Raw genomic sequence first — 14,996 nt, 5'->3', positions numbered from 1 at the left:
TCTTTTATGGGAAATACAGGACAATTTCCCCTTTTGTATTGATTTCTACTCGACTGAGTAAGAGATTGCGAACCATCTGCTCTTTTGCCAAAGCCTTCATCCGATCAAAAGATAAAGAGGCTTCTTGGTAAAATTCGACCAGTGGATTCTTTTGACTGGCGTACTGACCAGACAAGGCCACACGTAATTGTTGCAAATAATCCACTTGTTCCACCCAATTTTCGTCAATAGCTTTTAAGAGCACCATCCGTTGAAACTGAGCAATTACCTCATCGGATTCCAGCCTTTGATATTTAGCAAGCAACTCCGAGCGGGCTAGCTCCCAGAGGAAATCCTCTTTTGCCTGCTTGGAAGGAAAGGCTTGATGGATCTGAGCAGGATTAACCTGATAACTGATATGATCTAAAATATAGTGATAGAAGGCAATCGGGTCTTGATACTTTTTATTTTTAGCCACTTGGGCAAACACTTCCCGAGCAATTTTCTCGATCAGTCCATCCAAACGTCTGTCCAGCCTGATCAACCGATCCCGTTCCTTATAAACCAAATCGCGTTGAATGTTCATACTCTCTGCGAACTCCAAGGTCAAGCAACGACTAGCTTGCGCAGCACTTTCACTCGCATCCTGAGCTTGAGCGACGATGCGTTGGTATTTCCTCCGGGTTAGAGGTTTGGCTTTTCGAAGTCGATCCTCTACGTCGTAATCTTGATACCTATCTTGGATCCAGTTTGGCCCCCAGTGTTTGATTAAATCATCCTCCAGAGAGACAAAAAACTTGGTTTTTCCAGGATCTCCTTGACGTCCTGATCGTCCTCGAATCTGGAGATCTATCCGGCGATTCATCATCCGCTCCGTCCCGACGACAACCAAACCACCTAAGGCAGCTACACCCTGCCCTAATTTGATATCTGTCCCCCGACCTGCCATCGAGGTCGCAACGGTCACTGCACCTTTTTGCCCAGATTCAGCAATGATCTGTGCTTCACGAGAAGCCTTATTGGCATTCAACAGATTATGGGGAATTCCTTCACGAAGGAGAAGGTTTGAATACAAGACAGACATCTCAACCGAGCCGGCAAAGATCAAAATCGGGTTTCCCTTTGCATGGACTTCTTTGATGTAGGCCATAGAAGCATAGACTTTTTCTGGCAAGGTCTGGTATATCTCATCTGGAAGATCCTGCCTAATCCGTTTTCGATTGGTTGGGATCTGAATCACTGACATGGCATAGGTCTCCAAAAATTCAGCTTCTGCAACCTTCCCGGTTCCCGTCATACCGCCAAGTTTTTGAAACATCTTGAATAAATTTTGGTAAGTAATCGAAGCCATGGCCCGTGTCTCTGGTGTCAATGAAAGTCCTTCCTTAGCTTCAAGAGCCTGATGAAGTCCCCCTTGAAGACGAGTCAATTCCATAAGACGCCCCGTTGCTTGATCCAAAAGGACAAGCTCCTGTTCTCCTTTTTTATTCGAACGGACGACATAGTCCTTGTCCCTTTTATAGTGTTGATGTGCTTGTAAAGCCAGACTAATATGGCGGACAAGATCACGGTGCTCAGGATCATACAAATGCTGCAGGGATAGAAAAGCCTCGGCTGCTTTTACACCTTTTGGGGTCAACCACACCTGTTTCTTGTCCCCGTCGGCCTTGTACTCTTCACCTTCTTTGAAGGTTCGGATCAAGGTGTCTACAATCCCATATAGATTGGACTGCACGCGAGGAGAGCCCGAAATCACTAAGGGTGTCTGAGCACTATCCAATAAGATAGAATCGATTTCATCTACAATCGCATAGTTTAAATTTGCTAGGAATTGGCCATCAACAGAGGCGGTTAAATTTTCTGAAAGATAATCAAAGCCCAAGCTGCTATTGGTGGTATAAACAATGTCAGATTGATAGAGCGACCGCTTCTTAGCTGGGGAGAGTTCGCCCTCAGTATCTTGAAGTGGAACTCCAACTGTCAAACCTAGAAAACGATAAATCTTACCCATTTCTTCCGCATCACGAGTTGCCAGGTAAGTATTGGGGGTAATCACCATAACCCCCTTCCCTTCTATTGCATTCAGGTAGGCGGGCATGGTTGCCGTTAGGGTCTTTCCTTCCCCGGTTTCCATCTCTGCAATATTTCCTTGGTGGAGGACGATCGCTCCCATGACTTGAACATCGTAAGGAAACATCCCCAAGACTCTCTGAGAGACTTCTCTCACGACTGCATAAGCTTCAGCTAGCAAATCGTCTAGTGACTCTCCTTGTCGGAAACGGCGGCGGAATTCCTCTGTCTTTTCTTGTAACTGCTGGTCTGCCAACTGGGACATCTGATCTTTCCAGCTATTCACCTCATTTAAGATCTTTTTTATTTTTTTCAATTTTATAGAATCCACTGGGTCCTCATTTACTATCCATCTGCTTGATCTATATCAGAATAACTCATTGTTCAGACGAAATCGGTGAAATTGTGAAATAGCGAAAGGTAAACTCTTGCATCCCAGCACTGAGGAGATGCACTTGGTAAGAATAAGCTTGCTCTGGATATACCAACTTAACTTGCCCTTCTGTACTGACCTGCCGGTCCACTATCTTGCCAAAACGATCCTGGCAAACAACTTCTAGCATAACCGTATGAGCAGGCCTAGAAGTCATCTGAACTTCAACTACATAGGTCCGGCCTCTCTGTAAAAGTGGCAGACTGGGTGCCAGCCGATCCTCCCCATAGCTTGTGAGGGATTTCCAACTTTTTAAGACTTGACCAGAAGGCATCAAAGGATTCGTAAATCGAATCTGATCTTCTGCTAGTCTTTCTATCACAGACCCCCACAAATAATCAACTGAAGAGATCGGCCCCCAATAAAGGGGACGATCTTTTTGCTTTCTCATCCTAATCATCCACTTCTTCCAAAATCTCTTTCCATGATTTCTTTGTATTGGGTCAAGAACCACTCGATGATGGTTTCCGTTGCATCATTGTGGCGACCCGGGCGACTTGAACTAATGATCCGAATAGGCTGGTGATAAAGAGCTTCTAAAATATCCGAATAAGCCTTCTGGTCGTAGTCATCGTCTCTCATATAAGCCAAGGCTAAGAGGGTATCCTTTAACTCTGCCTGATGAAATCGATCCCAAAAACGCTTGTTCAAGGCCTCTATGCCTTCACTTGACACTCGACCAAGGAGCAATTGCATCATATCGAGCGAGGTTCCAAATTCATCCGGCCGTTTAAACTTCAGATTGGCAGCTACATCCCCAAGGTTGACAATCGGTTTCCCAACCAAGATTGCATGAGGTGAGTAAGAGGCTCCATAGTAGAGAGCTCCATAAGTGCCCATCGATAGACCTGAAAAGTTCAATTCTTTGGGACCAAATCCTAAGGATTGAAGATGGTCATCGATAAAATCCTGAATCTTCTTTTCCAACTCCGGAGAGCCTAGATAGAAGCATCCCCCCTCTAGACGTGGATCCGAAAAGAGAATAAAGGGCGCTCCCATATTTTTCATCATGGCAAAGCCTTCAAAGCCCTCTGCAGGACGATAACCGGAGAAATAGACATTCAGAGGTGGCTTCAGGTCTCCTGGATGGAAATAAGCAAAAATTTCCTGACGCTTGCTGTCTCTGAGAGTCTGTGAACCAAGAGCAATTTCTCCAAAAGGACCATGAGAGAAGCGCTTGTGCAAAGCACCGATTATGAGTCGCCCCTGGCCCTTCGCTTCTAGTGTAAAGGATAGGTAATAACGATCAGGCTCATCAATCAGAACCGGCCTTTCCAAATCTGCTTCTGAATAGACAAGCTCCTTCACTAAAGATCCTAAGGTCCCACTCTGGAAAAATTGGACCCGCAACTGGATCTGGCAGTCTGGCGTTTTCTCGTACTCTAGCCATAGATCCGTAGGAAGGACCCCATCATACGAATAGGTGTTGACCCACTGGGCTATGGGAGTATATTCTTCTCCATATGAACCCTCTAACTCCAAAAAGTGTTTCCCTCTGACCGTTTGACTGCCTGCAAAGTCAGCTCTAACTCGTAACTCTCTGACACTAAAGGCATCCCCATACTGGCCGTCATAAAGGAAACGATGGAGTTGATAGAGAAAGGGAGCCTTATCGGAAAAATCCCAAGCCTTAGCCTGAACCAGTTGCATCAAATGATTCAGTTCTTCTGTAACTGACTCTTGATCATATACTTGATCATAAAATACAGTGTAGGGCTGAAAGAGACCCAGCTCTTCTTTGAAACTCAATAGTCTTTCTGGATGATCCAGCACCAAGGCCTGAAACTGCTTGATACCTTGCTCCGCCATGTAGTCCTCTATCTGTAGAGGGGGTTGGATAGAAAAATAATGCCAGTTCAGACCTTCTGGAATTGTCACTTCTTCCTGCCAATTTGTAGGTCCAATTTGAAGAATATGGCCTGTTTCCAACTTCCTGTCCATCCTAGTTTTTCATCCATCCTTCCCATTTTGCGATCAAGCGCTGGCCTGTGTATTCTTGGATCTTTTCGACGGAATAAATCAGCGCTTCATTCCATGGTTTCAGATCCCTAAGGAAATAGTCTATCGCTGTTTCTAGTTCTTCCTCCATCTCCCCCAAGAGATATCCATTTTTTAAATGGTCTACATACTCCGTATGGGTACGATTGATCTGAGGAATTCCTGCCGAAATGCCTGCAATTTGTGTATACAGATTGGGTTCCTCACTTACGTCTACTATTAAGCGAGTCTGTTCTAATTCTTTGATGATATCATTCTCGTTAAAGAAATTTCGAACCTGATAACGATCTTGCTTCTTTTCAAAGAGAGAGGCATCTTCGAGGAGGTGGTTTTCTCCCAGTTCTCGAGAATCAACCTGCCCCCCTAGAGAAGCTATCCCCTTCTTGCTAGCCAAGTCTTCTAGCTGATGTTCTAGTGTCGCTACTGTTTCATCAGAAGCATTGTAAATCGCGAAAACGACCTCAAACAAGGGATTTTTCGCTAATATTTCAAACATTTTCTGTAAAACGGATTGAGAGGGGAGATCCTTTTCATCCAGGTGGAAAAAGATTTTCAACTCCTTCCTCTCCTGACTGCTTCCCAATCTCAGCCGCGAATCAAAGGAGGTCAGGCGATGGATCTTAGAAGTAAGACTTGGAGCAAGACCAAGCAAGTCCTGTTTCGTTTTTTCACTATCTGTCAGCACCAAGTCAACCTCTTTTAAAGAAAAATGAAGCGACGAATCTTCTTGAGATAACGACTGACGTTGCCCATAAAAAGAAAGAACCTTTGAAAGACCTAGTCCCACTTGTTGGACAAAGGGTAGATTGGCTGGATGGGCTGCAATCACCAAACGATCTTGACCCGGAACCAGGTCTCCTAGGTTGGCTTTCAATTTTTCAGCAACCACTTCTCCCATGTCCGGATAGGTTTCTCGTTTAAACTGCTTCTGAAAAGCTTCATTGACAAAGACCATGTGGTTAGCATCCGTCAACAACTCTCTTAAAACCCATTCTCCTTCGGGGGTTAGATAGTCTTGGAAAAAGGGACTTCCTTCTTTGTAGTAAATGACACTGGAAATAAATCCTCGGTCATCCAGATACTGCACATAAACCGTTTCCTGATCCTTTACCCGTCTAACTGATAAGATATTACCGTCTATCCCCAGATCGATACTAGCAATCTCCTGACCGCGACAGAATGCCACTATTTGAAACGGCGTATAGGTAAAGCTTGTGTGAGCAGGCCATTCCAAATCCTCAATCTGAATTGGGACCATCTCTTGATGAGGGGAAACCCCCTGAATGTGATCAAAAGTCGATAGATAGTCTGTTTCCAACAAATCTTGCCGGTGGAGGTAGTAACGCAATTGTGGGCAATAGTGTGGAATCACTAATTTCCGATCCACTCCCGCTTCATGGAAGACGCGAACTTGATGAATAGTCTCATCAAATTCAATCATATCTTTCGACCAATACCAAGGCGTCGTCGTATTGTGCCAAATACGCTCGCTGCCATACCAGGCTGGTATAAAGTAATACATAGCAACTCCTAAAACAATCTTGTGTAGCCTTGGTTCACGCGAAGAGCTCGAACTTCCTCCCGGATCGTCGAAATCATCCCCACAAACATGAGAAAACTTCCTGGAACCATGACCAAACGCAGGAGCCCTCTATCCCAAAGTAGAAAAAGGAAGGGCAACACGGTAAACAGGATTAAATAAAGCGTCCCAAAGACCGTTAAGCGGAAGACAATTCGATTGATGTACCTACGCGTCTCTTCTCCAGGATAAACGAAATCAATATACTCTGAATTTTTCATCATTTTGTCGGCGATTTCTTCCCCATTGACCGTCACAAAAGCAAAAGCAAAGGACAGAATTGCCATCATCAGACTGTAGAGCAATATCCACGCCGGCTCTCCAATGACCAACTCCTTAGCGATAGTGGCAGCCCATGAAGCATGGGGATTGATGACTTGGACCAGCAAAAAGATGTATTGCGGGATAGAAACCAAGGTCATGGCATACATAAAGGGCATGCCCCCAGCTGGATTGAGCTTAACATCTAAAAACGTGTGAGCTTTCAAACTGTTGTGAATCCCCAGCTTATTCACAGGGATCCGATAGCGAGCATACTCGATGCTAACGACCATAAAAATAAATGCTAATAAGAGGGGCAATAGAGTCAGAAGGCTGTATGCTGAAACCCCACTCTTTGATAAGGTCCCAAGGACATCCTCTGGCAAGTACAGGAGCATCCCAGCCATCATGATCACAATAGAATTCCCCAATCCTAGTGCAGTATTTAAATCAGCTAACCAGACCAAGAAAAAGGTTCCTGCTATCATTATCAAGGCATTGAGCGAAACAACTAGAAGGGGGCTCAGGTTTGTTTGTAAGGGGAGATAAAGAGAGATGGCCAAAGATTGAACAAGAGCCAGAGCAAGTGTCAGGTACATCTTCCGTCGCTCCACAAGGTCCGAACTGGTCCTCTCCAGGTTATGACGTTTAGATACTGTAAACAACCGCCACAAGATCATGGAAGACATCCAGGGCGAAAGTCCAAGAGCGAAGATGGACATGCCACGAAGATTCCCACCCATGATAGCACTCGTCAACTCCAGCCCCCTTGCGGTACCTTCGTTCACATTTAGAACCTTCGCTAGGTCTACAAAGGGTAAAGTGATTTTACTTCCTAAAACATAAACAAAGACGAATAGGATCGTCCAAAATAATCGATTCCTAACTCCAGATTGTTTCATCATATCCTACTCTTCTACTCCCCCTTCTTTCGAATGCTTATCTTAACTAAATCCGCGCATCAAATACTCGCGTAAAACTTAACCATTTCACCCAAACGATCCCTGATCTATAAGAGAAAAAAAGTTCTTCAGAAGATGATCTGAAGAACCACTATTCATCTAGCTTTTCTCCATTCATTATACCATATTTCACTAGGCTTTTCACCCGACATTCTCAAAGAAAACCGACAAATCCTCTCATGGATCTGCCGGTATATCAGAAGAATCGAAAGAAGCAAATTCTCACCTTTAAGAAAGAGGATTGTATTTACTTTTTACGATGGAAGAATGAGGCCAAACCTGCAAAAAAAGCCACTACAAGCGTGATAAACAGCTCACGTGACGTCACTCCCAGAGAGTCCGACGTCGATTTTGCTTCAGATACAGAAGCAGCCGATTTCTCGCCAGAAGAGCTCATCTGAGGAGTCGCTTGACTTTGTGAATGGGATTGGCTTGTCGAACTAGAGGTAGAACGACTCGTTGAAAGAGAAGTCGATTCTGAGGAGAGCTGGCTTGCTTTTGATGAAACAAGTGTGCTCACCGGCTCCTGAAGAATCGTCGAAGCGGACTCGTACACCACTGTAGATTCGTTTACCACGTTTGAAGCCGAGGTCGAAACGGATGACCAATTTGGTGTCAGTGGCATAGAATGACTAGACGAAGTCGATCTGTCTGTCGAAGTCGAAGATGGATCAGAAGCACTCGTTTGAAGCGATGCTGAAGCCAAGGTTGAGATGGACTCTGATACGGAATCTTGTTTGCTCGAAGTTGTTTCTGATGTACTTGTTGAAACTGACTCGGAATTCAAGATAGATTCTGAGGCACTTGTTGAAATCGATGTACTAGTTTCTGATACACTTGTTGATGCTGAAGCTGAAACACTAGTTGATACCGAAGCCAACTCAGAGGCTTGCTTGCGTGAGGTTGATTCAGAACTACTGATTGAAACAGATTCGGATGCACTTGCTGAAATCGATGCCCCGACTTCTGACACACTTGTCGATGCTGAAGTGGTTGACTCTGATACAGACAACGATCCACTCAATGATTCAGAAGCGGATTTCTCTGATGCTGATAAAGAGCTACTTAATGAGGCCGAAACGGCTACTTCTGATTCTGATACTGAAGCACTTGCTGAAGCGGATGTAGAATCCAAAACAGACTCTGAGCTACTTACTGATACAGACTCACTAGTTGATACTGAAGCAGATGTTGATACTGATTCTAACTCAGAGGCTTGCTTGCGTGAAGTTGATTCAGAGCTACTGATTGAAATAGACTTAGAATTCAATTCAGATTCGGACGCACTGGTCGAAGCAGAAACTGACTCGCTAGTGGATTCCGAAGTCAACTCAGAGACTGAGGCAGATTGAAGTTCAGAAGATTCCATTTGAGTTACAGATTCTAAAGTACTTGTTGAGACTGACTCTGAGGCTGAAGCCGACGCCAACTTAGAGGCTTGCTTGCGTGAAGTTGACTCAGAGGCACTGGTCGAAACTAATTCTGAACTCAAGACTGATTCTGAGCTACTTACCGATACAGACTCACTGGTTGAGACTGACTCTGAAGCCGAAGCGGATTCCAACTCAGAGGCTTGCTTGCGTGAAGTTGACTCAGAGGCACTGGTCGAAACTGATTCTGAACTCAAGACTGACTCTGAGCTACTTACCGATACAGACTCACTGATTGAGACTGACTCTGAAGCCGAAGTAGATTCCAACTCAGAGGTTTGCTTACGTGAGGTTGACTCAGAACTACTGATTGAAACAGACTCGGAATTCAAGACTGATTCGGATGCGCTTACCGAAATCGACGTACTAGTTTCTGATACACTTGTTGACGCTGAAACGGAAACGCTGGTTGATTTCGAAGTCAACTTAGAGACTGAGGCAGATTGAAGCTCAGAAGATTCAATTTGAGCTACAGATTCTGAAGTGCTGGTTGAGATTGACTCAGATGCACTTGTTGAAACAGATTCGGAACTCAAGACTGATTCTGAGCTACTTACCGATACAGACTCACTGGTTGAGGCCGAAGTGGAGGCCAACTCAGAAATTTGCTTACGTGAGGTTGATTCAGATGTACTTACTGAAACCGATGTAGAATTCAAAACAGACTCTGAACTACTTACTGATACCGACTCACTGGTTGATACTGAATCAGATGTTGATGTTGACTCTAATTCAGAAGCTTGCTTGCGTGAACTTGATTCTGAGCTACTAATTGAAACAGACTTAGAATTCAATTCAGATTCGGACGCACTTGTCGAAGCTGAAACTGAAACACTAGTTGATTTCGAAGTCAACTCAGACGCTGATGCAGACTGAAGTTCAGAAGATTCCATTTGAGCTACAGATTCAGAAGTACTTGTTGAGGCTGATGCAACCGATTCCGATACAGACAACGAACCACTTAATGATTCAGAAGTTCTCTTCTCTGAGGCTGATAGAGAACTGCTTACTGATTCCGAAGTGACTACCTCTGAAGCTGAGACCGATGCACTTGTCGATGCCGAAGCAATCGATTCCGATACAGACTCGCTGGTTGACACTAACTCGGAAGCTGAAACGGACGCAAATTCAGAAGTTTGCTTGCGTGAGCTTGATTCAGAGCTACTAATTGAAACAGATTTAGAATTCAATTCAGATTCGGATGTACTTGCTGAAATGGAAACGCTGGTTGATTTCGAAGTCAACTCAGACACCGATGCAGATTGAAGTTCAGAAGATTCCATTTGAGCTACAGATGCTGAAGTGCTAGTTGAGACTGACTCTGAGGCTGAAGCCGACGCCAACTTAGATGCTTGATTGCGTGAAGTGGACTCAGAGTCACTGGTCGAAACTGATTCTGAACTCAAGACTGACTCTGAGCTACTTACCGATACAGACTCACTGATTGAGATTGAGACTGACTCTGAAGCCGAAGTAGATTCCAACTCAGAGGCTTGCTTACGTGAGGTTGATTCAGAACTACTGATTGAAACAGATTCTGAACTCAAAACTGATTCTGAGCTACTTATCGATACAGACTCACTGGTTGATACTGACTCTGAAGCTGAAACGGACGCAAATTCAGAAGCTTGCTTGCGTGAGCTTGATTCAGAGTTACTAATTGAAACAGACTTAGAATTCAATTCAGATTCGGATGTACTTGTTGAAATGGAAACGCTAATTGATTCCGAAGCAAACTCAGATACTGATGCAGATTGAAGCTCAGACGACTCTATTTGAGCTACAGATTCAGAAGTACTTGTTGAGGCTGATGCAACCGATTCCGATACAGACAGCGACCCACTTAATGATTCAGAAGCGGATTTTTCTGAAGCTGATAGAGAACTGCTTGCAGATTCCGAAGTGACTACCTCTGACGCTGAGACCGATGCACTTGTCGATGACGAAGCAATCGATTCTGATACAGACAAGGATTCGCTCAATGATTCAGAAGCGGATTTCTCTGAAGCTGATAGAGAGCTACTTACTGATTCCGAAGTGACTACCTCTGACGCTGAGACCGATGCACTTATCGATGACGAAGCAATCGATTCCGATACAAACTCACTGGTTGATACTGACTCTGAAGCTGAAACGGACGCCAATTCAGAAGCTTGCTTGCGTGAGCTTGATTCTGAGCTACTAATTGAAACAGACTTAGAATTCAATTCAGATTCGGATGTACTTGCTGAAATGGATACGCTAATTGATTCCGAAGCCAACTCAGATACTGATGCAGATTGAAGCTCAGACGACTCTATTTGAGCTACAGATTCAGAAGTACTTGTTGAGGCTGATGCAATCGATTCTGATACAGACAAGGATTCGCTCAATGATTCAGAAGCGGATTTCTCTGAAGCCGATAGAGAACTGCTTGCAGATTCCGAAATGGCTACCTCTGATACTGAGACCGATGCACTTGTCGATGCCGAAGCAATCGATTCTGACACAGACATGGAACCACTCAATGATTCAGAAGCGGATTTCTCTGAAGCTGATAGAGAGCTACTTACTGATTCCGAAGTGACTACCTCTGACGCTGAGACCGATGCACTTATCGATGCCGAAGCAATCGATTCTGACACAGACATGGAACCACTCAATGATTCAGAAGCGGATTTCTCTGACGCTGATAGAGAGCTACTTACTGATTCCGAAGTGACTACCTCTGATACTGAGACCGATGCACTTGTCGATGATGAAGTGATCGACTCTGATACAGACATGGAACCACTCAATGATTCAGAAGCTAATGCCTCTGAAGCCGACAGAGAACTACTTACTGAGGCTGAGTTCTCTGAGTTATTCAGAAAATCAGACTGAGAAGAGGATAACGATTGAGATTCGAGTTCCTGTGAAATTGAAAAACTATCTGATACCGAGTCACTACTTGAGATCGACTCAGATAAGGATGTTGATTGACTATCCCACAGAGAAACTGCTGCAGACAGAGATTTAGACTCTGAAGCAACTACTTGTGAGTTGCTTTCTGAGTAGGAAAGACTATCTTGTGCTGACATCGAATGAGAAGCTGAATAAATGAATGATTGAGAACTCAATTCAGAAGGAGTCATTCTTCTGTAATAGTAATTCACACTCTTCAATGGAAAGTAACTAACCCGGGTCGAAACCGTATGATAAAACTTAGAAAATCCATCAGCACCTTGAAGGGATGCATCATCACCCACAATATGGCTACCGCTCAGTTGTGCTTGTTTTTCTGGAGCGGAAGTATAGGGCTTGCGGAAAGAATATTCCTTACCCGTTTTTTCATCCGTATAGCTCTCCTTCTCTGTCAAGGAGAACCAACCTGAGATTTTTAGCTTAAAGTTTTTTCCATCTGAAAAATCAGGAGTAACTGTAAGAGAATAATCTTCTTTCTTGCTTTTTACCTCTCGCGTCTCAAGATTTTCAAAAGTTTCATTCCAATGATCATTTCTAAAGGCCTTTTCATAGACTAAGGTATAATTTGCAAGGTCAAATACTGTACCGTTATCACCTTTCCGGTAATTTCTCTGTTTGGAAGGATCCAACACATAGTATTTTAAGGTGAAATCGCCATTTGGACTCGTCACTTCTCGGACAAGCTTAATATAATGGTCTCTTGCCCCTCCCCAATAAGTATCTACATTCTGTTCTCCAACCTTTCTCAAATCAAAGACGCCAGACATTTTATTCTGATGGTAGTCTACTAGCGGAACTTGAACAAAACCATCCAATTGTCGAGCAGCTGAAGCTGTGTACTCCTGACCTTCAATACCAACCTGGGCATAAGAGGCCAAAACAGTTTCCCTACCATTCGGGACGTAAGCTCCTTGTCGGAATTCTCCCTTGTCGTCAATGAGCTTGTAATAGGTGACATGTTCAGCACTTCGTGATGGAACAATGGATGCTACTGTCGATGGTGCATAAAGACCTACATTTTTAGGTTCTAGCACATCATAAAGCTGTTGAATCATAAATTTAGGAGTCTGGTAACTTACACTTTGCATCCGTATAACTCCAGGTTTCCCATCATTATAAATTGAGTAAAAGACCCTGTATTGGCGGTTTGTATCTGAACCAACTAATTCCTTTGGTAAATCAAACTCAACCACACTATTTGCTTTAACTGTTTGAGCATAAACCTCCGTACCACTAGACTTTTTAACCAAGCGGAAGTATACATCGACACCTTTAGGGCTAGTTGAATCAATCGAACTACGGTCGACAGACAAGGTTGCATAATAATCCAGAGGATCCGGCTTCACTCGATTAACGAAATCCCAAATAGCAAAAGTATAGCGCGTCACATCATGAGTCTCAGAAAGAGATTTGAGAGCCTCAGGATCAAGATTTGTAACAGATTTATCTAAATGCGGATCCTTTTCTACTCCTGCAAATTTCAAAGCAACATCTTCGATGTTAGCTCCGTTTCGGTCTTCCAAATCAGGGGTAATTTCTGATAACTCATTAGAATCTCTTACTGTTTCATAAATTGGTGCTAACTGAGCTGCAATAGCAGGTTTGCCGTTTACACTGCTATTTCCCACAAAACCTGTCGCTTTCAAAGCAAGCATCATCTCGTCAACAGACTTACTTAACCGTTGACGCTGATCCACAAATGCTTGCGTTTCCCCATTTTCATGAAGCAACTGAGTACTAGTTGACAATTCTATTTGCACCTTAGCGATCGCAACCGAGAGAGCTGCTTTCTGATTCGCATCTGTAAGGTTTGAAGCATAGTTTTCGGCCATCTGGGTCAATAAGGTCGCCTCTGACAGATTCTGTTCCAGACCAACTTTATCCGTTGCTCCTAGAACCGTTTCTGTCGTTTCCACGCTTGACTCTGATGTCGTCGCAGCTTCTGAGGTAGATTCGCTCAGAGTCACAGCAAGATTCTCAGAACCTTGCTCACTTAAAGAAGCCGAAGCACTTGTCGATTCTAGACTTTCTTCTGACAGTGATCTTGCATCAGATACTGAACCAATCACTAAGCTATTAGCTTCTGCTAAGGTTTCTTTCTGTAATTCAGAGGTTGTCGCCACATCAACACCTGCTTCATCCGCATAGGCCGTATTGATAATAGCGGTGGCACCAACAGTTGCTCCCGTCGCCAATAATCCTTTCAGTACGAATTGACTTGTAGAACGGATCCCATCCCGCTCCTTATCTGACTTTATTACAACTGTTTTTTCTACTTCTCCACGAACAATTTTAAATAAACCTAAAGTGGAATTTTCAGATCGAACCCAATGCTTCCCAGACTTGATTAACTTGAAACGAGTCGTTCGATCCATCTCCCTAACTTTTCCATTCAAACTTTTCAAAAACATGAATATCCCCTCAACATTATAGTCATTAATATTATACATCATTACTATACATATTCAAGTAATTTGAGGTAGATAACAATTTAAATTTCAAAAAATTTCCTCCCCAAAAGCAATTCCGTTTTCTTTTAATAAAATCCGTAAAATTTAGTAGGGTAAAAAAGAAAAAAAGAACCTCAAAATGAGGTTCTTTTGCAGACACTTTGAATACTAGACGGGGGTTTTCCCACAGAGAAATATCATTATTCTTCCTCTTCTTTTTTACGGCGCCCCAATAGAGCTAGTCCAATGAAAGATGCAAGAGTAGCAAATAAGGTTGATGCTGTAGATCTCTTTTCACCAGTTGCCGGAAGAACGGCTTTCGAAGAGCTTTCTTTGTTAGATAGGGACTGGATGAGTAATCCCGGAGCCCCATCAGATTGAGCCTCACTTGTTGAATCCAACCTTGAAAGAGACTGAGAATGACTGAATGACTCTAAGTGTCTATGTGAGTCAAATGAGGATTCTGAAAGGGTTTCACTAGTTGAGATTGAACCACTCAAAGATTCCGATGACGACTCGGTTAGACTGACTGATTCAGACCTAGACTCCGATGTTGAGACAGACTCACTTATTGGAGCAGATTGACTCAAGGAACTCGAGATAGAATCTGAACTTCTTGCCAACTCAGATTGGAAAGCCGACATAGATTCACTTGCAAAAATTGAGGTACTCATTAATTTGGAGACTGACTCTGAAACACTTGCCGATACAGACTGACTAATCAACTCGGATTCTGAGGTCGAAATTGACTCACTGGCGGAAACCGAGGTACCCAAGGATTCGGAGACTGATGCTGAAACACTTGCCGATACAGACTGGCTGAGCAACTCTGATTGAGATGTCGAAATTGACTCGCTTGTGGAAACCGAAGTGCTTAACGATCCTGAGCCT

Annotated in this window: 7 protein-coding genes; all 7 read right to left on the bottom strand. The window is 43.7% G+C overall.

The window, feature by feature from the left end; genetic code table 11:
- Positions 1 to 4: 4 nt before the first annotated feature.
- Positions 5 to 2,380 (bottom strand): accessory Sec system translocase SecA2, encoded by a 2,376-nt coding sequence (gene secA2 / locus ABT997_RS05305; RefSeq protein ID WP_350018921.1) that lies wholly within the window; start codon positions 2,378 to 2,380, stop codon positions 5 to 7.
- A gap of 46 nt (positions 2,381 to 2,426) precedes the next feature.
- Complete coding sequence (gene asp3, locus ABT997_RS05300; protein WP_350018920.1) at positions 2,427 to 2,873, bottom strand: accessory Sec system protein Asp3; 447 nt, start codon at positions 2,871 to 2,873, stop codon at positions 2,427 to 2,429.
- A 5-nt stretch (positions 2,874 to 2,878) separates the two neighbouring features.
- Complete coding sequence (gene asp2, locus ABT997_RS05295; protein WP_350018919.1) at positions 2,879 to 4,423, bottom strand: accessory Sec system protein Asp2; 1,545 nt, start codon at positions 4,421 to 4,423, stop codon at positions 2,879 to 2,881.
- A gap of 1 nt (position 4,424) precedes the next feature.
- Entirely contained in the window at positions 4,425 to 6,002 is a 1,578-nt protein-coding gene (gene asp1, locus ABT997_RS05290) for an accessory Sec system protein Asp1 (RefSeq protein WP_350018918.1), read from the bottom strand.
- Between the two features lie 8 nt (positions 6,003 to 6,010).
- Positions 6,011 to 7,225, bottom strand: a complete 1,215-nt coding sequence (gene secY2, locus ABT997_RS05285; RefSeq protein ID WP_350018917.1) for an accessory Sec system protein translocase subunit SecY2 — start codon at positions 7,223 to 7,225, stop codon at positions 6,011 to 6,013.
- 304 nt (positions 7,226 to 7,529) lie between these two features.
- Positions 7,530 to 14,066 (bottom strand): accessory Sec-dependent serine-rich glycoprotein adhesin, encoded by a 6,537-nt coding sequence (locus ABT997_RS05280; RefSeq protein ID WP_350018916.1) that lies wholly within the window; start codon positions 14,064 to 14,066, stop codon positions 7,530 to 7,532.
- A gap of 239 nt (positions 14,067 to 14,305) precedes the next feature.
- The coding region (locus ABT997_RS05275; protein ID WP_350018915.1) for an LPXTG cell wall anchor domain-containing protein at positions 14,306 to 14,996 on the bottom strand (691 nt) is incomplete at its 5' end.

Origin of the sequence: Streptococcus australis, from assembly GCF_040226615.1 — a bacterium.
Lineage (GTDB): Bacteria > Bacillota > Bacilli > Lactobacillales > Streptococcaceae > Streptococcus > Streptococcus australis_E.
Note: the sequence above shows the minus strand (reverse complement) of the source record. Positions and strands in the feature narration are given on the sequence as shown.

Coding starts and splice junctions, on each gene's coding strand:
- asp3 (WP_350018920.1), bottom strand. CDS start 2,873: ATGAGAAAGCAAAAAGATCGTCCCCTTTATTGGGGGCCGATCTCTTCA.
- asp2 (WP_350018919.1), bottom strand. CDS start 4,423: ATGGACAGGAAGTTGGAAACAGGCCATATTCTTCAAATTGGACCTACA.
- asp1 (WP_350018918.1), bottom strand. CDS start 6,002: ATGTATTACTTTATACCAGCCTGGTATGGCAGCGAGCGTATTTGGCAC.
- secY2 (WP_350018917.1), bottom strand. CDS start 7,225: ATGATGAAACAATCTGGAGTTAGGAATCGATTATTTTGGACGATCCTA.
- ABT997_RS05280 (WP_350018916.1), bottom strand. CDS start 14,066: ATGTTTTTGAAAAGTTTGAATGGAAAAGTTAGGGAGATGGATCGAACG.